20 protein-coding genes and 1 rRNA gene are annotated in these 19023 nt (G+C 36.3%); 6 read left to right on the top strand and 15 right to left on the bottom strand.

Annotated elements, in window-relative coordinates; genetic code table 11:
* Window positions 1-23: 23 nt before the first annotated feature.
* The 3 genes from ACMT7R_RS11010 to ACMT7R_RS11000 all read left to right on the top strand — a co-directional run bounded on the left by ACMT7R_RS11010 (window position 24) and on the right by ACMT7R_RS11000 (window position 1889).
* On the top strand, window positions 24-182 hold the full coding sequence (locus ACMT7R_RS11010) for a hypothetical protein (protein ID WP_415311937.1): 159 nt from the start codon (window positions 24-26) through the stop codon (window positions 180-182).
* Window positions 183-514: 332 nt separating this feature from the next.
* A complete protein-coding gene (gene cobT, locus ACMT7R_RS11005; protein WP_415311935.1) occupies window positions 515-1648 on the top strand; it encodes a nicotinate mononucleotide-dependent phosphoribosyltransferase CobT in 1134 nt (377 codons plus the stop codon).
* A 40-nt stretch (window positions 1649-1688) separates the two neighbouring features.
* On the top strand, window positions 1689-1889 hold the full coding sequence (locus ACMT7R_RS11000) for a hypothetical protein (RefSeq protein WP_415311933.1): 201 nt from the start codon (window positions 1689-1691) through the stop codon (window positions 1887-1889).
* Window positions 1890-1902: 13 nt separating this feature from the next.
* Here ACMT7R_RS11000 and ACMT7R_RS10995 read toward each other — a convergent pair whose 3' ends face one another.
* Entirely contained in the window at window positions 1903-2757 is an 855-nt protein-coding gene (locus ACMT7R_RS10995; protein WP_415311932.1) for a class I SAM-dependent methyltransferase, read from the bottom strand.
* A 22-nt stretch (window positions 2758-2779) separates the two neighbouring features.
* Window positions 2780-4567 (bottom strand): ribosome biogenesis/translation initiation ATPase RLI, encoded by a 1788-nt coding sequence (locus tag ACMT7R_RS10990; protein WP_415312199.1) that lies wholly within the window; start codon window positions 4565-4567, stop codon window positions 2780-2782.
* Between the two features lie 380 nt (window positions 4568-4947).
* Between ACMT7R_RS10990 and rrf the strand changes: the two genes are divergently transcribed.
* Window positions 4948-5066: ribosomal RNA gene (rrf, locus tag ACMT7R_RS10985) — 5S ribosomal RNA — on the top strand.
* A gap of 29 nt (window positions 5067-5095) precedes the next feature.
* Here the strand turns inward: rrf and ACMT7R_RS10980 are convergent.
* From ACMT7R_RS10980 to ACMT7R_RS10970, 3 genes are all read right to left on the bottom strand, one after another.
* Entirely contained in the window at window positions 5096-6619 is a 1524-nt protein-coding gene (locus tag ACMT7R_RS10980) for a leucyl aminopeptidase (RefSeq protein ID WP_415311930.1), read from the bottom strand.
* A gap of 80 nt (window positions 6620-6699) precedes the next feature.
* A complete protein-coding gene (locus tag ACMT7R_RS10975) occupies window positions 6700-7254 on the bottom strand; it encodes a thioredoxin family protein (RefSeq protein WP_415311928.1) in 555 nt (184 codons plus the stop codon).
* Window positions 7255-7326: 72 nt separating this feature from the next.
* A complete protein-coding gene (locus ACMT7R_RS10970; RefSeq protein ID WP_415311926.1) occupies window positions 7327-8727 on the bottom strand; it encodes a nucleotide sugar dehydrogenase in 1401 nt (466 codons plus the stop codon).
* 153 nt (window positions 8728-8880) lie between these two features.
* Here ACMT7R_RS10970 and ACMT7R_RS10965 point away from each other — a divergent pair, with 153 nt between their 5' ends.
* Window positions 8881-9255, top strand: a complete 375-nt coding sequence (locus ACMT7R_RS10965; protein WP_415311925.1) for a hypothetical protein — start codon at window positions 8881-8883, stop codon at window positions 9253-9255.
* Window positions 9256-9292: 37 nt separating this feature from the next.
* Here ACMT7R_RS10965 and ACMT7R_RS10960 read toward each other — a convergent pair whose 3' ends face one another.
* Window positions 9293-9907, bottom strand: coding sequence for a PqqD family peptide modification chaperone (locus ACMT7R_RS10960; RefSeq protein WP_415311923.1), 615 nt, complete (start codon window positions 9905-9907; stop codon window positions 9293-9295).
* Between the two features lie 66 nt (window positions 9908-9973).
* The gene (gene mtnA, locus ACMT7R_RS10955; RefSeq protein WP_415311922.1) at window positions 9974-11035 is read right to left on the bottom strand and encodes an S-methyl-5-thioribose-1-phosphate isomerase; all 1062 of its coding nucleotides are present in this window, start codon (window positions 11033-11035) and stop codon (window positions 9974-9976) included.
* Between the two features lie 65 nt (window positions 11036-11100).
* On the opposite strand from mtnA, the gene ACMT7R_RS10950 reads away from it, so the two are divergent.
* A complete protein-coding gene (locus tag ACMT7R_RS10950; protein ID WP_415311920.1) occupies window positions 11101-11517 on the top strand; it encodes a hypothetical protein in 417 nt (138 codons plus the stop codon).
* A gap of 10 nt (window positions 11518-11527) precedes the next feature.
* Here the strand turns inward: ACMT7R_RS10950 and ACMT7R_RS10945 are convergent, their stop codons facing one another.
* From ACMT7R_RS10945 to ACMT7R_RS10910, 8 genes are all read right to left on the bottom strand, one after another.
* Window positions 11528-11923, bottom strand: coding sequence for a hypothetical protein (locus ACMT7R_RS10945; protein WP_415311919.1), 396 nt, complete (start codon window positions 11921-11923; stop codon window positions 11528-11530).
* Between the two features lie 18 nt (window positions 11924-11941).
* Entirely contained in the window at window positions 11942-13198 is a 1257-nt protein-coding gene (locus ACMT7R_RS10940) for a DNA primase small subunit domain-containing protein (RefSeq protein WP_415311917.1), read from the bottom strand.
* A 1-nt stretch (window position 13199) separates the two neighbouring features.
* Window positions 13200-14186 (bottom strand): hypothetical protein, encoded by a 987-nt coding sequence (locus ACMT7R_RS10935; RefSeq protein WP_415311916.1) that lies wholly within the window; start codon window positions 14184-14186, stop codon window positions 13200-13202.
* A 384-nt stretch (window positions 14187-14570) separates the two neighbouring features.
* The gene (locus ACMT7R_RS10930) at window positions 14571-15665 is read right to left on the bottom strand and encodes an RNA-guided pseudouridylation complex pseudouridine synthase subunit Cbf5 (protein ID WP_415311914.1); all 1095 of its coding nucleotides are present in this window, start codon (window positions 15663-15665) and stop codon (window positions 14571-14573) included.
* Between the two features lie 30 nt (window positions 15666-15695).
* A complete protein-coding gene (locus ACMT7R_RS10925) occupies window positions 15696-16316 on the bottom strand; it encodes an AAA family ATPase (RefSeq protein ID WP_415311912.1) in 621 nt (206 codons plus the stop codon).
* Between the two features lie 72 nt (window positions 16317-16388).
* Window positions 16389-16964 (bottom strand): adenylate kinase, encoded by a 576-nt coding sequence (locus ACMT7R_RS10920; protein ID WP_415311910.1) that lies wholly within the window; start codon window positions 16962-16964, stop codon window positions 16389-16391.
* A 138-nt stretch (window positions 16965-17102) separates the two neighbouring features.
* Window positions 17103-18554: a preprotein translocase subunit SecY gene (gene secY, locus ACMT7R_RS10915; RefSeq protein ID WP_415311908.1), complete on the bottom strand. Its 1452-nt coding sequence runs from the start codon at window positions 18552-18554 to the stop codon at window positions 17103-17105.
* On the bottom strand, window positions 18535-18972 hold the full coding sequence (locus ACMT7R_RS10910) for an uL15 family ribosomal protein (RefSeq protein WP_415311906.1): 438 nt from the start codon (window positions 18970-18972) through the stop codon (window positions 18535-18537). Before ACMT7R_RS10910 ends, secY begins: the two co-directional genes overlap by 20 nt.
* Between the last annotated feature and the right edge of the window lie 51 nt (window positions 18973-19023).

Here is a 19023-nt window from a genome sequence, read left to right as displayed (position 1 = left end):
TGACCTTGCAGGGCATTTACATTATGAACACTCTAAATCAATATAATGTTAAGATGTATACCGATATGACTTTAGATAAGATACTCCCGATGGTATTTGTCAATATCTTCTGCGTAATTGATTCACAAGTGTCTGGACCCATTGGCAATGATGAATCAGAGGAGCATTTAGAGGAGAAATAACATTTATAGAAAAAATATAATGAATTGAATCGAATTGATATTCTGATCCTCACTAAAAATATTAAACTTTTTGATTAGTCAAAACTTTGTGAGAAATGACCTAATCATTCAATCTTTGTAAAAGATTCCGGAGAAAGTAAAACAATGTAGTATGCGATCTATACTCTTTTTAGATGCATGAATCTGCATTGATACCCAATCAAAATTATTACAACAATTGGCACTTCCCCTCGTAATGTGCGCAGTTTTTTCGGTTTTTCTTACTGAACAGATAATCCAAATGACCTATCAACCAAAGTAAGATTTTATATTTAATATTAGTTAATGTTTTGGTGCCCAGTAGTTTTATCAACTGTATTAGTTCTAGAAATGATATACATGAACTTCAAGCATTCAAGTCAGACAAATCTGCTTTTATTTTTCTAATTTCGTACACCGCCACATCTACTATACCGGGTTTAACAGTGGCAGGGGCCAACCCAGATTTGATAAAGTATACTCCTCCTGCAGACGCAGAGTATATTCATTATGGGGAATGTAAATCGGTTAGAGTTATTCCAGCAACTCCTGACGGAAAACCTACACCGGCCATCATCACAAAGACTGCACTCGATATTTCCAGTATCCCTATCTACGTAGTTGATTCAGGATCAGAAATAAAACCAAAATTGCCCTATGTTAGCATTAACTCTCCTGCAGGAAAAAATATTCTTGACGAACCAGGGTTGGATTATCATAAAACAGTGGAAAATTATGAAATGGGTAAGATGCTGGGCAAACAAATGTCCAAGGTAAATGATACTATTATCTTAGGCGAAAGCGTACCGGGAGGTACGACGACCGCTCTTGGAGTGATGCAGGCAATGGGTGTTAATGCGTTTAACAAAGTTGGTAGCAGTATGCCCGATAATCCACATCTTCTGAAAAATAAATTAATAGAATTGGCTTTGGTTAGATCCGGTTTAAAGACTGGTGATTGTTCGAATGATCCGTTCAAGGCTATATCCAACCTCGGGGACCCAATGATGCCAACTGCCGCAGGAATTGCCGATGGGGTTATATCAAACGGCAAGAAAGTTATCCTCGCAGGCGGAACTCAAATGTGCTGCATCATGAAAATAATGAAATCACTAGATATTGATTTGAAACACAATGTCTGCTTAGGAACGACATCATACTTGTATAACGATGAAAAGTCGGATCTAATTGGCTTATTGGATCAGATTGATCAAGATGTAGCAGTCTTTCATATCGATTTGGCATTGCATAAATCAACAAAAATGGGCCTTAGAGCATATGCCGAGGGATTTGTAAAGGAAGGTGCAGGGGCAGGTGGTACAGCGATTGCTGCTTTCTTAAATAACGAAGATCTTACGCAAGATTATTTCTTAAAAAATTTAGAGGATAACTATCTTAGAACGATTGAAGAGCCGAGACCAATTTCGTTGAACAAAAAGAGTGAATAATTCGATACTTTAAATACCAGAGCTTTGGAATGACAAAATTATGAAAGGAGTAGAAAAGATGAAGGGAATTGGTTTGTTATTGATTGCAATTGTATTTTTTTCAGTTTATGTCTACATTTTGTTTGCTACAGATTATGGTATACTACTTGTAAAGATTACTGTTGCAGTTATAGTCGGAGTAATTTGCTTCATACTAGGATGGATAGGAATCACACTAACCATCAATGAAAAGGAACAATAAATGAATGGAAGAATTATTTTCGACGAACAAAAAGATCCGTAACTGTTTGATATATTCTAGGCGCCACATCTCTCACAATCTGCGTATGGTCAATTTGGTAACTACAATCAAATTTTGAAAGTAATCTAGTAACGTGTGTTTCGGAATCTGAGACGGCGTTTTTCTTGGTTTCACTCTTAACGTGAGAAAAAAAATGCAAAGTACCCCCTGATGGCTTTAAAGATGACAATGCAACATCCAAGAATTCATGTGCCCTTTCAGGTAACGGTAATAAGATTCTATCAAAACTATTTAGGTAATTAGGGGATTGAAGTATCTTCCTTGCATCACCATGAAGAGATACAATACGCTGACCAGCCCTATTAATATTAGAATTTATCACGCTCAGGATATACGCATCTAGATTAGAATCAATATTAAGAACTCTGATAGGTTTTTTTTTCACCATAACAACTGAGAATGTACCAACGCCTGCGAACATATTCAAAACTGATTCACCCGATCTTACCAACTCTGAAATCCGAAGTCTCTCCGTGGACAATCTTGGCGAAAAATACGACGTAGCCACGTTAACCAAAAATTTACAACCAAATTCCTTGTAAATTGTAAGGTATTTTTCTTGACCAGCAATAAAATCAACGCCACGCAATCTATATTCTCCTGAAACAGAATTACTCTGATTTAGAACTGTTTTGATATTCTTCATATTTTCGATCAACATCTTTCCTATTACATGCTTATTATGCATAATCGATTCAGGGATCTTAATTATAGCGATATCACCTATAATATCATATGATGAGTAAAGTACTTTCAGTTCATCTTCTGGTAACGTTCCTCGCAGTAACATTTTTAAATGTTTACTCATGATGTTGTTTTCATAGTATCTGTTAATTTTTTAAATAATAGTAATTTCCTTCTGTTTTCTGCTGCCTATCTAGTCTACTATTTTCTTTGTTTACTCTGGGCCTGCCGGAAGTTTCGTCTCTTCTAAATGAAATCGAAAGAGATTTAAGAAATTCATTCATTCCCGTCTCTTTGGAAATTGGAGCTGTACCCGAACCTTCTACTCCTGGTGTTCCATCGAATATGATAAGTCTATCTGAAACAAGATCTATTAGCTGGATATCATGGTCGATAATTAATGCAGATTTTCCTTTGGATTTAATAAATCGTTGTATAAACTTGGCTATAATTATCCTATCCTCAATGTCCAAAAATGCAGAAGGTTCATCTAGAGCGTATATGTCTGCCTCTCTTATCAAAGACAATGAAACTGCCACCTTCTGGAGCTCCCCACCACTTAAACCTTTTACTGATTTGTCATAAAGTTTCTTCAAACCTAATGGGGAAAATACATGTTCTTCAGCTAAGGTTCCCTCAAATGGACCATTATTGACTGAGTAAATCAGTGATCGAACATCTCCCTCTATTTCTTGGTTCAGGTATTGTGGTTTGTAAGATATCTTTGCATTCGTTTCCAGACTTCCGTTATCTAATTTATCTACACCGGCCAGTATCTTCATGAAGGTTGTTTTACCTAATGCATTTGCCCCCACTATTCCTATAACTTCGCCTTGTTGGATACTTCCTCCTTCTATTTTTACTCTAAACTGTCCAAGGGTTTTTTCAAGAGCGGGGTATTGTATAATTGATGACATTGAGAGGACGGATTCGATGACGCTTGAAATATCAAATTTATAAGCCTTGTCCCTAAACCTGATATTTTCTGTTGGGATATAACCTTCCAAGAAATTATTAATTCCAACCTTGGTACTCTGTAAAGACGAAACAATCCCATAAGCACCTGGCTCACCATATGTTATGTAAATATTGTCGGATAAATAGTCCAGTAATGACATATCGTGTTCTACAATCATTACACTTTTTCCCTCTTTTGCTAGATTACTTATCACCCTACCTACTGCCAATCTTTGGAAGATATCGTTAAAAGATGAAGGTTCGTCAAAAAAATAGTAGTCTGCATCTTTAGCAGCAGCTACAGCAACAGCAACACGTTGTAACTCTCCTCCACTCAGTGTATTCAATTGTTTATTCAATGAATTACTCAGGCCCAAGTCCGAGACAAGAGTTTGAGTCACATTCCTTTCATCATATTTTTTCATTAATTCAGCAACAGTTCCCTTAAATACTTTGGGTATTAGGTAAACGAGCTGAGGTTTTATAGAAGTTCTCAACGTTTTGTTTTGAATTTTTTCAAAATGTTTTCGTAACTCTATATTGGTTGTTCTTTTCAATATTTCATCCCAAGAAGGAGCTTTTTCAAATTCTCCAAAATTAGGCCTCAGGTTTCCTGACAGGAGGTTTATAATGGTAGATTTTCCCATTCCATTTCTACCCACCAATCCGGTCACAGTTCCCTCTTTAGGTATTGGTATCTTGTATAATCTAAAACTGTTTATTCCATACTGATGAATCTTATCAACGCCTATTTCTTGGGCTAGATTGACAATTACTATCGCATCAAATGGACATTTCTTAATGCATATAGTACAACCTGTGCATAAATCTTCGGAAATTACTGCCTTCCCATCATCTGGTCTCTGGATAATACACTCACCACCGGTTTTGTTTACAGGGCAATATATTATGCATTCAAGTCCACATTTTCTTGGCTGACACAAGTCCTGATCAAGCACAGCAACCCTATGAATCAAATTACTGCGTTTATCCAATCTTTACATAATATTCGTCGATCTTTTATATAAATCCTGGATTCGGACAATATATTAGTAGACATACAAACAACTAAAAAGAAATTTGAATATTGCCTTGTGGTTAATCTACGGTTCAGCAGAAGCATAATTGCACAAAATGAGATTGTATATTATCAAATAACAAAAATTGACTTATTGTAATACAGCTACATACTGATATAAGCACTATTATATAGCGCTTTTCTTATCAAGGCTAGCTCTTAGATGAATTGCCTAAGTAGTGAATGGAGTTTATACTCAGAGTTAATCTATAATATCAATTTGGCATGTTATCTTGCTCACATAGTAAGGATTAAATTAACGAAAACTACATGTTTAGGTTAGCCGGCCATAGCGTTAGGGCCCGACCCGGTCCCATTCCGAACCCGGAAGTCAAACCTAATGTCGCTGCTGGATACTGACGTGCGAGAGCCGTTGGGAAACAGCAGTGCTGGCGCCTTTCTTTTAGAACAAAAAGTTTTTGGTAAATTAGACAAAATTTCTATTGTTTTCCAAAAAATTTAGTATTAACCTTATTCCAAATCCGGTAGCTCCTTTTGGGTTATAGCTTTTCTCGGCCGTACCATCTTGGGTCCAAGCAGTTCCAGCAATGTCAAAATGAGCCCAAGGTATATTTTCGACAAAATTAGATAAGAATGCAGCAGCTGTTATCGTTCCCCCTGTTCGACCCCCAATGTTCTTCATAGATGCGACATTACTTTTTATGAGATCAAAGAATTCTTCATACAATGGCAGTTGCCAAATTTTTTCTCCAGTGGAACCGGCAGAGACCTTTAATTGCTGAATTAATTTATCATTATTACCAATAACCCCTGCCACGTTAGTTCCCAACGCGATAATACAAGCCCCGGTCAAGGTAGCAAAATCAATAACGTATTTTGGAGAATATTTTGAAATCCCATAAGATAGAGCATCGGCCAAAATCATCCTTCCTTCAGCGTCAGTATTTAGTACTTCCACAGTTTTACCATTGTACATATGAACAATATCCCCCGGTCTGTAAGATGATCCAGAGGGCATATTCTCAACTGCGGGAATAATTGCTACAACATTTATTGGAAGTGCAAGGTTTCCTACAGCTTTCATTATTCCCAAGACTGTGCATCCCCCACTCTTGTCAAACTTCATTTCATCCATCCGATCACTTGGTTTAATAGAAATACCGCCAGTATCAAAGGTGACTGCTTTACCAACTAAAAGAATTGGTTTTTCATTTTTTTCTGAATTATTATAATTCACAATGATAACTTTAGGTTCATTTTGACTCCCTTTGCCGACTGAAATGATTCCATTCAAACCCATTTCCTTGATTTGAGATTGATCTAATATTTGGACAGTAATATTATTTGTAGACTCTAATGATTTTGCTGCATGAGCCAATGTACCTGGATTGATGTGATTTGGAGGAGAGTTGGCTAGGTCTCTAGAAAAAAAAACTGCGTCACAAATTATCTTGGTTTTGTTTATTTGTGATAGTTCCTCTTCTCTTTTGCTGCCGTCAGTAATTATGTTTATATTACAATTGTCAGAAAACGATAAATCTTGATCCTGTTCGGATTTATTTTCTTTAAATTTGCTGAATTCATACTGAGATAGCACTAGTCCCTCAATCAGTGGTTCGAAGAACGTGGGTTCAGAAAAAAATTTTAGAATATTGATCCTAGTAAAGTTTAGCTCTTTGCATCGAAGTGAAATAAGACCCCCAATATGCCTTATGCGATCAGAATTTAACTTATTTAACTCACCGAGTCCTACTAAGAGAATCGTAATAGGGGTTTCATCCAAACTAGTAGCCAAAGTCATGAATTTGCCATACTTCCTAATATTTTTCAAATGTGTCTGTCCGAAACTATTGATTTTGTTCGATATCTGATTTAATTTTGAATTCTTTTCAACGTAAATTGGAATACTCCCATCTTCAGCAAGTCCAACTACCACAACATTATCAGACAAATCAATTTTATCCAAAGTAGTTGTTATTATATTTACCATAGCGCTAATTGGATTCCATTTTATAATTACTTAACTGAAATCATTATGCCATTATTGTAACTATCACTACGAAATTAAACTTAACCGATCCACTTTATGGAGCATCCTACGGATGGATCAAAATCTTTTGAGATATCATTCTTTTTGCCCTCTAATACTTTGTGAATATTTTCTTCCATGGTATGAACCGTTGGAATGGCATCTGGCTCTATAGCGTTGTTAATCTTGCCGTGGAAAACAAGTTTCTTTGACTCGTCAAAAAGAAATGGATCCGGAGTACAAACCGCTCCAAATTCCTTGGCAACGTGTTGTGTCTCATCTATCAAGTATGGGAAATTCAGTGAATATTCCTTTGCAAAATTTATCATATTGTCAAATCCCTCTCCCTCATAGCTTGGATCATTACTATTAATTCCAACTATTTGAAGCTCAGAAGGGGCAAATTTTGATTGCAGTGAGACAAGGTCTGAAATCCTAGCCTTTACGTATGGACAATGATTACAGATAAATACGATTAGTAAAGCTTTAGAGTTAAATTCATTCAAATTATGTATCTTATTGTCTACTCCTTTCAATGAAAAATTCGGTGCTTGAGAACCTGAACTTAATTTTTGTGCGGATTGCGTCTTGACCATACTAACAGGTGGGTAATAAAATAAATAAAAGTGTTATTTAGGTTGACTTTTATTTTGTAGTATTTACAAAATTCAAACAGATGGTCTGCCAATCCCCGCATAAAGACCCTTTTCAAATTTCTCAGGATGTAAAAACCCTCGTCCATCATAAATTGGCGTTTTACCCAAAACAGATGAATCAATATTCAAATATTCTTTATGATTGGTAGCCAAAATTATCAAATCTCTTCCAGTTATTGCTTCATCTAAATCCGAAATCAACCTAACATCCTTAAATTTCGCCAATAATCTATCATCTTTTACTAGCGGATCATGTACAATAACATCTTTGATTTTCAACTTTGCTAGTTCTCTAAGCAAGTCAAAAGTTGGTGATAAACGAGTATCCGATACCCCGCCACGGAATGCTAGACCCAAAATTGATATTTTGGATTTTCTTGAGTAGTGTCCCTTAATCAATTTTAATGCCTTATTCAATGAATATTTAGGCATCTCATTGTTTATTGCTCTACCTGTTTTCGTAATTCTGCAGTTTAATTTGTTTTTCAATCCAACATCGATGATGAATTGAGGATAGACAGGTATACATGCTCCACCTACCCCGATACCAGGATCATGAATATGACAAAAACTTTGAGAATTGGCTGCCTTCTTGGCCTCCCAAAAATTAATATTCAATTTGTCGCATAACCTTGCCAATTCGTTTGCCAGAGAAATGTTAACGTCTCTGTAAACACCCTCAAACAATTTTTCAGCTTCGGCAGTTTTTATCCCGAGTATGCTTACTATTCCCTTCTTGTACAAAAGAGAAAATAAAGCTGACGCTATTTCTAAAGAATATGGATCATCTGCAGATATAATCCCTGGATGACCTTCCTCTATGTCAAATATGGCCCGCCCTTCATAGATTCGTTCAGGATTATATATAACTGAAAAATCAATTCCTGATTTCAACCCGCTTGCCCTTTCAAGCAAAGGCACCAAAACTTTTTCTGTCGTCAATGGCGGAATCGAAGGATGAATAGATACGATATCACCTATTTTTAAACCTTTACCAATTGAGAGGACAACTTCCTTAATTATTGACAAATCAGGTTTATTCTTTTTAATTAGTACTGGAACGCATATCATTTTTAATTTAGAATCAAATGACGCTTTCACTGGATCTTCATATATGAAAAACCGATCCTCCTGTAGTCCCATGGAAAACGATTCGTTAACAAGAGGTTCAGGTATATGGGTAACCCCCCTCTTTGTATTTTCTATAACCTTACTTGATTTGTCTATTCCAATGACTCTGACTCCTGACCTGAGCCAAACCGAAGCCAGCGGAGCACCCACATGGCCTAGTCCAAACACCGACACCAAATATTCACCTGACCTAAATTTACTAACTATGCTTTCTATTGATTCCCTATTTTTACGGATTTGATTAGAATTATGAGGGACGTGTTTAGCTCCTCCCGATTGCACAGATTGAATATTTTGTTAACTTGTTATTATGTTTATATCATATATTGAAATGTAAGATATACAATGAGAAATTTTATTCGATTCAACGGTTATAATCTCGAATTGAGCGACTAAAAGAATATTTACGGAAGGAGTCTTTTGTAATAATAGATAATGTTATTCCCTGTTTATCAGCTTAATATAGCAGGATCAGAATGGTTTATCATTATTATTGTTATAGTAATATTCATTTTTCCGACCAAGATCACAGGATTTTCTAAGTCAATTGGTAGGCTTATTGGAGAGTATGAAAAAGCAAGAACTAAAATAACAAGTCAAAAAGATATGCTGATTTCAAATCCATCCACAAAGTCAACAAAGCATGAGTATAGAGGACCTGCTGTTCGAAGACCTATCTCCTCTGAAAGAGAGAAACTAGAACTAATCGCACGATCTCTTAGCATAGAATCGGAAAATTTACCAGACGATGATTTGAGGGCACAGATCTCAATCAAATTGAGAGAATCTGATGACAGTGGAAATCAATAGAAGGAATATCCTTGATCTTGATTAAAGAGAGTAAAATCTAATTCTCTGTTGTCGGAGGTTTCAACAATTCTGCTTCTAATAATTGTTGAATCAATTGAACTACTTCTTGCTCTACCTGCTGTCTTGGTAGGCTAAGTTTTTGTGAGAAATCGTCAGCTAATTGATTGATTGTCCTATCTCCTCCACAGCTCTCCCAAAATTCAATAATGTTCTCATTGACCATAAAACCTTGCTCTCGTTCATTAACTAACGCAAGGGAACCATCCTCTTGTTTCAGAACATGTCCACTTTTTTGTGGCATATACTTTTCGTAATCTATTTGAAATCTTAATGAAGGTTTTCCAAAACCCAATTTGTCCCTGACCGTGGGATTCATTTTGTCAATTGACCACGGTGGGTCCCAAACTATTTCGACATTTATAGCCCCCACACCTTCAATTGTATTAACATATTTTTTCACATCTTTTATCAAAGTATCATGTAATGGACAACCACGGGTCGTCATAGTCATCTTGATATCGACATTGTTTTTTTCTGAGACATCCACATTATAAATTAACCCTAGATCAACCACATTGACAGGTATTTCCGGATCCATACATTTACGAAGCTCAGAAAAGACCCTCTCCTTTGTAATTTGATTAGTATGCACTATCAATCTGAATCAAAACGCTTCTTAAATTTTTTTCCATGAGGAAAATATTTTGTCTATCTGATTTCAAGGACTGTTAAATAGAGCTTTCACATTCTTTTCATAAGGCGGTACAATTACCCCCTTCTCAGTGATGATACCAGCAATCAATTCAGGTGGTGTTAAATCAAATGCGGGATTAAATATCCTAACGCCTGCCGGAGCTATGCGTTTATCTCCTATTTTTGTGACCTCTTCAACTGACCTCTCCTCAATAGTTATGTCACTTGTTTCACTACAGAGATCAAAAGTAGAAAGTGGCGCTGCAACATAAAATGGAATTCCGTGAGATTTTGAAAGTAAAGCAACCTGATATGTACCAATCTTATTATATACATGACCGGATTTTAATATTCGATCTGCACCAACAATTACTTTATCTATCATTTTGTTTGCCATCAGATAACCAACAGCGGTATCTGGTACAAGGCTAACATCGATTTCATCGTGTACTAATTCAAAAGCCGTCAACCTTGACCCTTGCATCACGGGTCTCGTTTCCGTTGCTATTACACTAATTTTTTTACCAGATTCCTTTACTGAGCGAATTACACCTAGTGCAGTTCCATAAGAAACAGTAGCCAAAGCTCCGGCATTACAATGTGTCATAACAACATCACCATCTTTTATTAGGTCAGATCCAAATCGGCCAAGTTTTCTGTTTATGGCGATGTCTTCTTGTGACATTCTTACCGCGCAAGCTACTGCAAATTTCTTAATATCTTCAACACTTTCGTATTTTTCTGCCTCTTCGAGTACCACATCTAGCCCCCATTTCAGATTAATAGCGGTAGGACGCGTTTTTAGCAATATTTTATACGCAGATTTTAATTCATCCATGATCTTAGCCTTTGTTGAACTTGTACTTTTTACTGCACAAAGCGCTAACCCCATTGCAGCAGCCACACCTATAGCTGGAGCACCTCTAATCGCCAGTCTCTTTATCGATTCTGCTACATCTAGATATGTAAAACAGGTAATGGTTTGTAATTTTTCGGGTAGTTTGGTTTGATCGATAAGTTTTACACTATCATTATCCCAAAAAATTGTTGTTAACCCATTGGGAGAACTATTATGATCTATGGCCATGATCTTGACAATTATTGATCAATTATTATTTATTTCTACTGAACATTTATTCAATAGATATTTCTATGGGCCATATTTTAGATCAATTTATGAATCCTGTGAACCTCTCTAGCATTATCCAACTCCCACAAAGGAAGTTAATCGTTTCTTTAACAGATATTGATTTGACATTGAAGGCTGACAGAGATACTAACAATATCATTTTTATCCTAATGATCAAAGAATCGAGGGGGTCTGCCGGTGGTAGAGGAGGAGGTTCGGGAATGAGAAAAATAGAAAAGATTCTAGGTTTTAAGTTTGAGCAGAATAATGACAAACTGATTTTTGAAACAAATAATGAAGCAGATATTGAAAAGTTTGAAATTCCATATAGTGCAGTAGCTCAGGATATAGTTTTGAATTCCGGAGAAAAATATGTGGTGCAGGGAATAGTTGATCCCCAAATGGTCAAAAACTATTTGGAACTTGTTAAAGAATTATGACCTTTTTATATCAGGATACCTGTCTTACATGCATAAAGTAAAAGTGGTCTTCTTTGCATGTTAGCGAACAAAATTCCGACTTGCATTTCATCTTCTCATTTTTCCGGTAATCGCATTTTATTGGTTCAATGTTGTTAAATTCCTTGTTGCAAAAAGTACAAATAAATTCCAAATTTGGCAAGAGTTTTTCTCTGAATTCTACCCCACAATTTCTTTTCTCTTTGAACCACACAATGTGGTACGGACTCTTTTCTGCAAAAGTCATTACTATATCATAAGCCTCATAGTATCCCTCTGCAAGGAATTGCCTATATAAGAACTTCCTGCCGTCATGGGATTTTAGAAAAGCAACTACCCAGTATTCGAGTAGAGGTTGATCATCCGACTCGTGCTCATTTTTCACCATGGTCTAATGTCAAACCATTTACTTTAGTTTTTCAATATATATATCTCCTATCCCCTTTGATATGATATAAACTGCAACGAATTCGGGTATGTTATTTATCCCGGTCTTAATTTTGTATGATGTTCCATTGAAAAATAATTTGGTATCAACAAATGCATCTAATTTGACCAACGCATCTTCTCTGATGCAAGATTCCTTAAAAGGATCAAAAGTAGTTAAATTGTTGACACGAGATTTAACCAGCCCACTCTTACTATTTATCGTTCCAGCGAGCCGAAATATTCTATGTATATCAATAGTAACATTTGGATCTATTTTTACGGAAATATTTTGAATCTGATTGTTGATTACACCTGAGATCCCAATTTTGTTTGTTTCCTTAATTTGTGTTATCTTTCTCATAAATTTATCGTCTATACGATGATTTTTCAATTGCAAATGTAACCGACTTAACAGACGTGCTCTCCAGCCTTTGTTATAATAAATCTTATTTGGAAGCATAGTAATATTATCGCTTTTATCTATTCGAAAACCCAAGTTATCAACTAGATAACCCCTCCCTAGTAGATACTGTGTTAAAGAACTCCGTTTCATAGAACTTAGATTGAAAAAACTTTCATCAACTACATGAATATGGAAACCATTGTTACCAGAAAAAAAGATATTAATACTGTTGTTTTCGATGCCAAAATCATCATGAAGTACTTCAACTAACTTTGTTACTTCTTTTTTTAAATTTCTTATACAATTTTGACAAGGTAATTCAACTATCTGAACCATTGATGAATTACATTTAGAGCAACTAGTATGAACTTCCTTTTCAATTAGCTTGCAATTTTTGCAAAATGTCATGTTGTGAATTCGTGCGCAATCAAGTTGCAAATCTTTCCCGTCGATGTCAAAGATAAGATCTGCTCCAATCCAGCCCTTTTGATCCATGCTCGCAGAAGGATGTTGATATCTTGCGGGTGAACAAAAAATATCTGATGGAGAAAACTTGATTATGCTGGCAATTAGCTCTCTTTTGCTCTTAAAATTCAAATGTCTACGTATGTATCCATCAAAAAGTCTAAACCCAAATTCATGCTCTGATACATAGTTATCAAGTTCTATTTCTGAAGAGGAGTTAAAATAATGCTTTCTGAAAACCTTCTCAAGCCAAATCTTATTCGGATCATCTTCAACTGAATGAGGATAGTTGAATGAGTCGGTTATAGAATCTTTTAATTTATCAGAAGAGGAGGAAGTGTGGGATGAGGTAGTAGGTGAAGTCATGTTATTTAGAACTTTTTCTATAAATCAATTGTGTAGGATTGCTGATTCCTTTACAAACTACAGTCTCAAAACAGAGATTGTTCAATTTGATTTTCTCACAGGAAGGAACAAAATACTGTTTAGTGTTGCCTCGTTTACCTGCCAGATGTTCCAATTGATAGCGAGTAATTTGCTCATTATAGTCAGGCAACCGTTTAAAAAGGTCAATCATTTCTTCCATTGATTTGTTCGTATATATCAAAAATGTACCCAATAATACCCTAGCTGGATGAGAAAGATTTTCCCCCTTGTCAATTTGATTGTAAATATGCTGAATGCAAGGTGGTAGAATGTCTTGATGTCCCGGTGCCCTCAACGGAGGATACATTTTTTCCCACCTACTTTTTAGCGAGTCTGATATAGATATGATCATATCCGGGAGCACTTCAGGATTCATCTTCTTGATTCTATCAATAATTAATAAATAAAGTTCATTTCTGAATAGTCTCACTATTTCACTACCATCTAAATACACATATCCTTTATCTACCGTTCGATTTACAAGATTCCATTCCCTTTCTTGAAATGCAATAGGATGATCTAAATAATCACTTATTTTGATCTTATAAAAGTTGAATATATCTACTTCCAGATCTACTTTAGTCTGAAACAAATCTTCAAATATTTTGTACAAAATCAACTTTACCGTCTTGTCATCTTGATTTGAATTATCTAAATCCGATATGAGATATCTTTCAAATCTCATTGATTCAAACAACGCAAATTTCTTTGTGACAGAATCAATCGATATTGACTTTATTAACAACAATGAAATTAGAAAAATTATTACCTCTTCCTGCACAATAATCTCGTGGGTTTTATTATAATCAATTTGGTATGCCAATTTCCCTTCGAACACATAATCTTCGATTTTTCTTTTTGCCTTTTCTACAAGATGATAGAATTCCGAATTATCGAGATCTTCGATTTTGAATTCATTCTTAGTCACATACGACAACGCCTCTCTTAGAAACGGATATCGGGCTAGATCCTTATTGCCAAATCTCACCAAATCAGAATTACAATATTATCAGATTGAAAATAATTAAGATTTTCTATCAATTAAACAATTAAATTTAGAACAACCTAACAAAAATTCGGTATATGGAAAAATTACAAATATCAACTTACTGTAAGAATTTGAAACACATAGAATGTGATGACTGTATGTGTAATTGTCATGTGCCTGGTACTATAGAAAACCTTGCAAGAAAAATTTCATTGTTGGATAAAACCAACCCAGGGATGGGAGAGACGATCTAATCCCTAGAAATTTGATTAAATAAGGGAAGTGAATAAATAACTGCGATGCCATGCATTAACATACATTGAATTAATTATAATTATCAGAAAATATTGATTCTGAATCTTCATCTTCAGAATTGTGATCGTGTTTTGAAGGAGATTCTAAAGTGGCATTTTCTTCTGTATCTGTAGTAGTGGTTGACCAAAACTTTGGATAAGTGTTAGGCTTCATTACGATTCTTTTGATCTGAAAACAAATTCCCTTTTTCTTGTTAAAAAATTCTTCAAAATCTAACACCGAGATACCTAATCCAATTATCTCGCCTTTGATTGAATATATACCAACTAAATCTCCCTTTTTAATGTCCTTTGAAATCGAGACAACTCCTGGCATCGCCAGTTGTGCCCCATGGCATAATGCATCTATGGCGGTGTCTCTGACAATAACAGCGGGTAAGTGAGTCATTGCAATTTCAATTGGAAGTACAATGCGCCTAAGTTTTTCTTCATTTTTTGTTTCTTTATAAAGTTGAAAAGCATCCACTAAATCATGAAGTCTAACAAAATTGGACTCGTTAGTAAAGTCACATACTTTTGTTCTACGCAACTCAATCATTGAAGCTCCCACTCCGAGAATCTCGCCCATATCATATATCAATTTTCGAATATAGGTTCCTGATTCACATAATACTCTTAAGAGTAACAATCGATCATACTGATCATCAAGTTCAAACTTGTGAATGATTCTTACCCGAGTTTGTCGCTTGACAGATGACCGCTGTGGAGGTTTTTGGTAAATTGGACCGGTAAATTCCAAAATAACCTGAGCAAGTTTGCTATCGGACACATGACTATGTAGTCTACCTAAAGCGATGTATTCCTTAGGACCTAGTAATAAAACAGGTACTATTTTCGTTCCCTCTTCTAATCCTATAGGTAGCAACCCGGTTGTACCTGGGTCTAATGTCCCACTATGTCCGGCTTTTTCCAACTGCAATATCCTTTTTACATAAGAAACAATTTCATGACTTGTATTTCCCGACGGTTTGTCCAAGAGTATCAAACCATAATTCAATAACTCCGAAATTGGTCTTTTATTAGGATAATTACCAAAACGGTCATCTGAAACACCTTCGCTAATAGTTATTAAATTGTCTAGTTGTGTAAGTCTAAAGTCTGTCATGCCTTATCCTAAAAATTTTTCATATTTGCTTTACGTTCGCAATACATTTTCGACAATATTTTTGGACAATAAGATTAACGATTCTAATGTCAATATATCTGTATTCATCGCAAAATCAAACACATCTAGTTTTTCTCCAAATTCGAATTGATATAATTTTTTGTAAATCTGCTTGTTTTCAAAATCTCTTCTCTGAACAATTTTCCTTGCATTGTCAATATCAATATTGTCACGCATAGACATGCGCTTTGACCTGTTTTCTACTGAACCTTGCAACCAGAAGTTAATAGTGGCATCAGCAATCCAAGGAAGTGTATAACTGGTAATAACGACATTGCCTTCATTCAATAATTCAATCAATCGGTTATCTACTTCCCTATCGAAATTGGGATTTTTGCTCCGCTCATTCATAAATTTTGCGGCCTCTTCAGTATCCCACCAGTCATGATTCAGCGATGACGAATATCCTCTATCGTGCGCCATCATCTTTAGTATATCCCCACCATTCCAAAGTTTTAGATTAAAATCCCTTGCAAGGCTTTCCGCAATGGTAGTTTTACCTACTGCTGGCCATCCAGAAATCACTATACTGATCTTCCGATCGGCTTGGAAATTGATTTTTTTTATGTCATTATTTTGATTCGGTTCCATTTTTAACACTAAAACTAGATTTTGGTGATTAGTAACCTATGAGTATATAAAGCTATCAATGATTTGTACACTTCATTTGTTTAAAATGATCTTGCATATAGCATTTGAAGCATGATCGACTTGACCTGTGTTGTTCTGTATTAGATAAAATGGACAACCTGTGATAATGGAACTGGTAGATATCATACTCTCCGATAGCCTCAAATCATTGTTTATATGATCGATAGAAATCAAATCTCTTTGTCTGCTACTGTCGCTTTCTCTTCTCTTGTGAATTTCTTCCGCGGCAGCAGTTATCAAGATTAAATGGGTGGGATTTATAATATCTAATAGTTTAAGGGGCATCCCAGGGTAAAATCCATCATCAGTACTTATAAATAAATGAGTATCAACTAACACTACATCATTGCCCAGGGAATTAATAGAATTTGCAGCCATTTCTTGCAACGTTCGCTGTTGATCTATCGGTAACCTTCGAAGCTGATCGCGATTATGTATGGACATTAATTTAGCTTGTTCGAACATGATTTTTCCAAATTCAGCTATTTTTGTATCCACTCCTCTTTGGGATAATAGACTTTGTACATTTGTAATGACAGTAGATTTTCCTACACCCGGAATTCCAACTATTATGACACGTTTCGTCATAGGGATCTTGATTGAGATAAAATTTTGTTTTTTTGAAGTTGAAAAACCGTTAGTAGCATGACATCAATGTTTGTGGACAAAAAAGTGGAGGAGCTCAGCAGATGAGGACCTGATATCATGTCCAAGTCAGATCCCCCTCTAGGTACGTCCCAGCAGAGAAGCCAACTTAGGCATGTGAACATCGACCTGTTCCCTAACGAGCAGGTTATAGTAATTCACTAGGATATCCACCATCAGAAGCAAACCAATTCCCGTACCAAAGACGCTAAACAAGTCAGAGACCGACGCCAATAGTCCAATAATTACTCCTCCAATTATCGTAACGGACGGTATGTAGCGATTTAGTAGCGATTCCACAGAACTCTCAGACCGTCTAAACCCAGGAACCTGTACATCTGCATCCAAGAGGTTTTTCGCAGCCGCCTTCGCCGAAAGCCCACCTAATTCGACCCACAACCGACCAAAAATGGTAACTATTGTAGTTAGGAATACTACGTATACTATAGCTCGAACTGGATCAGCCACGGTTGCTTCAAACGATCGAGGAGCAGTGACGTAATAAAATAGTCCGCCCGTTGGATTCTGCGATTGAGCATCATATTGCGCTATCAGATTGAACATAGGATTATCATTATTAGGATTGTAGTTTATCCATACCATCTGTCCTATGAACAGAGCATTAGCCATTAGCGCTGACGCCAATATTACTGGAATGTTTGAAGTGTAAAGCAATTTGATAGGGTAGGTAGCAGTAAAACCCCTGTACCTCGTCGACACAATAGGAATGTCCACGTGTATACCCTGCACATACACCAATAATAGCAATATACCCGCAGTGATCCCAAAGGCAAACAGGCTTGGCATATTAGGCACTGGTGCAGGCGGCGCTGATCTCAGTACGGAATCCCCTAAATGACCTTCCATTCCACTCGTAATCATAAAGGGTATCATCCCACTTAGTTCCTCTCCATTGGGGATAGGGAGTGGATTGAACAAACTCCACAGAATAGCCTGCGCTACTCCAGCCATGATGAATATACTTATCCCTGAACCCAATCCCCATCCCTTTTGTACAAGTTCATCGAGGTACATTATGACGATGCACGCCGCCGTCAACTGCGCTATAAGCACAGCCAAGTGATACCCAGAAGGGGTCGCCCCTCCATAAACACTTACACCATATAATAGCGTCTCAGCAACAATCACGATGATGGTTACTATTTTAGTTGCCGATGTAAACAGTGATCTATCATTAGGATCTCTGAAATTAAGTTTCAATATGTCAGACCCTTTCAACAACTGCATAAGCAAACCCGCAGTAACTATAGGGCCTATACCTAATTCTAGTAAAGTTCTCTGTTGTGCCGCGAAGATAACCCTAGCAAATGCGAGAGGGTCAGTCGCCGGGTCAACATTAACACCGAATAAAGGCACTTGGCCCATAACAAGATAAACTAACAATGCAATGCCAGTCCAAATAAGCTTATTTGTAAGAGTAATTTTCTTTTTTGGTTTTTCGACTTGTGGGATAAAAGGAGAGATAGTCTTTACGACTGTTCTAAAGAGTCCATCATTCTGTATTGAGCTCATCTAAGACTATCACCTCTCCACCCGCGGATATAATTTTATTTCTGGCTGAATCAGAGATTTTTCTGACTTTAATTGTAAATGCTGAATTAAGAATACCAGCCCCTAATACCTTTCCTATTCCCAATTTATCCAAATCCAGAACTACTTTTCCATCCTTATCCGTTTCTGAAAATTTTACTAACTCATTTAATTCTTTAATATTAACCCATTTTTGAACATCACTGGGTCTAAGAGCATGAAATTGTTCATGTCCAAAGTGATTAGGTTCTTCTTTAATTGTCCTGATAAAGAAGTGTTTGTGTTTTCCGGCACCGCCCACACCGCCACGACTTCCAGAGGCTCTATGCTGGCCAATTTGACCCCATCCACAATATCGACTTCCGCGCTGCTTTCTACTTTTTCTCAATCGAGTAGCCATCCATTATCACCATTTATTCCTATAGGGGATATGCAACATTTGGTGTAAATA

It is taken from the genome of Candidatus Nitrosocosmicus sp. FF01 (assembly GCF_047711275.1).
Lineage (GTDB): Archaea > Thermoproteota > Nitrososphaeria > Nitrososphaerales > Nitrososphaeraceae > Nitrosocosmicus.
The sequence above is the reverse complement of the archived record's forward strand: the minus strand, read 5'-3'. Positions and strand labels throughout refer to the sequence as shown.

Coding starts and splice junctions, on each gene's coding strand:
- ACMT7R_RS11010 (WP_415311937.1), top strand. CDS start 24: ATGAACACTCTAAATCAATATAATGTTAAGATGTATACCGATATGACT.
- ACMT7R_RS11000 (WP_415311933.1), top strand. CDS start 1,689: ATGAAAGGAGTAGAAAAGATGAAGGGAATTGGTTTGTTATTGATTGCA.
- ACMT7R_RS10995 (WP_415311932.1), bottom strand. CDS start 2,757: ATGAGTAAACATTTAAAAATGTTACTGCGAGGAACGTTACCAGAAGAT.
- ACMT7R_RS10980 (WP_415311930.1), bottom strand. CDS start 6,619: ATGGTAAATATAATAACAACTACTTTGGATAAAATTGATTTGTCTGAT.
- ACMT7R_RS10975 (WP_415311928.1), bottom strand. CDS start 7,254: ATGGTCAAGACGCAATCCGCACAAAAATTAAGTTCAGGTTCTCAAGCA.
- ACMT7R_RS10965 (WP_415311925.1), top strand. CDS start 8,881: ATGTTATTCCCTGTTTATCAGCTTAATATAGCAGGATCAGAATGGTTT.
- mtnA (WP_415311922.1), bottom strand. CDS start 11,035: ATGGCCATAGATCATAATAGTTCTCCCAATGGGTTAACAACAATTTTT.
- ACMT7R_RS10950 (WP_415311920.1), top strand. CDS start 11,101: ATGGGCCATATTTTAGATCAATTTATGAATCCTGTGAACCTCTCTAGC.
- ACMT7R_RS10945 (WP_415311919.1), bottom strand. CDS start 11,923: ATGGTGAAAAATGAGCACGAGTCGGATGATCAACCTCTACTCGAATAC.
- ACMT7R_RS10940 (WP_415311917.1), bottom strand. CDS start 13,198: ATGACTTCACCTACTACCTCATCCCACACTTCCTCCTCTTCTGATAAA.
- ACMT7R_RS10930 (WP_415311914.1), bottom strand. CDS start 15,665: ATGACAGACTTTAGACTTACACAACTAGACAATTTAATAACTATTAGC.
- ACMT7R_RS10925 (WP_415311912.1), bottom strand. CDS start 16,316: ATGGAACCGAATCAAAATAATGACATAAAAAAAATCAATTTCCAAGCC.
- ACMT7R_RS10920 (WP_415311910.1), bottom strand. CDS start 16,964: ATGACGAAACGTGTCATAATAGTTGGAATTCCGGGTGTAGGAAAATCT.
- secY (WP_415311908.1), bottom strand. CDS start 18,554: ATGAGCTCAATACAGAATGATGGACTCTTTAGAACAGTCGTAAAGACT.
- ACMT7R_RS10910 (WP_415311906.1), bottom strand. CDS start 18,972: ATGGCTACTCGATTGAGAAAAAGTAGAAAGCAGCGCGGAAGTCGATAT.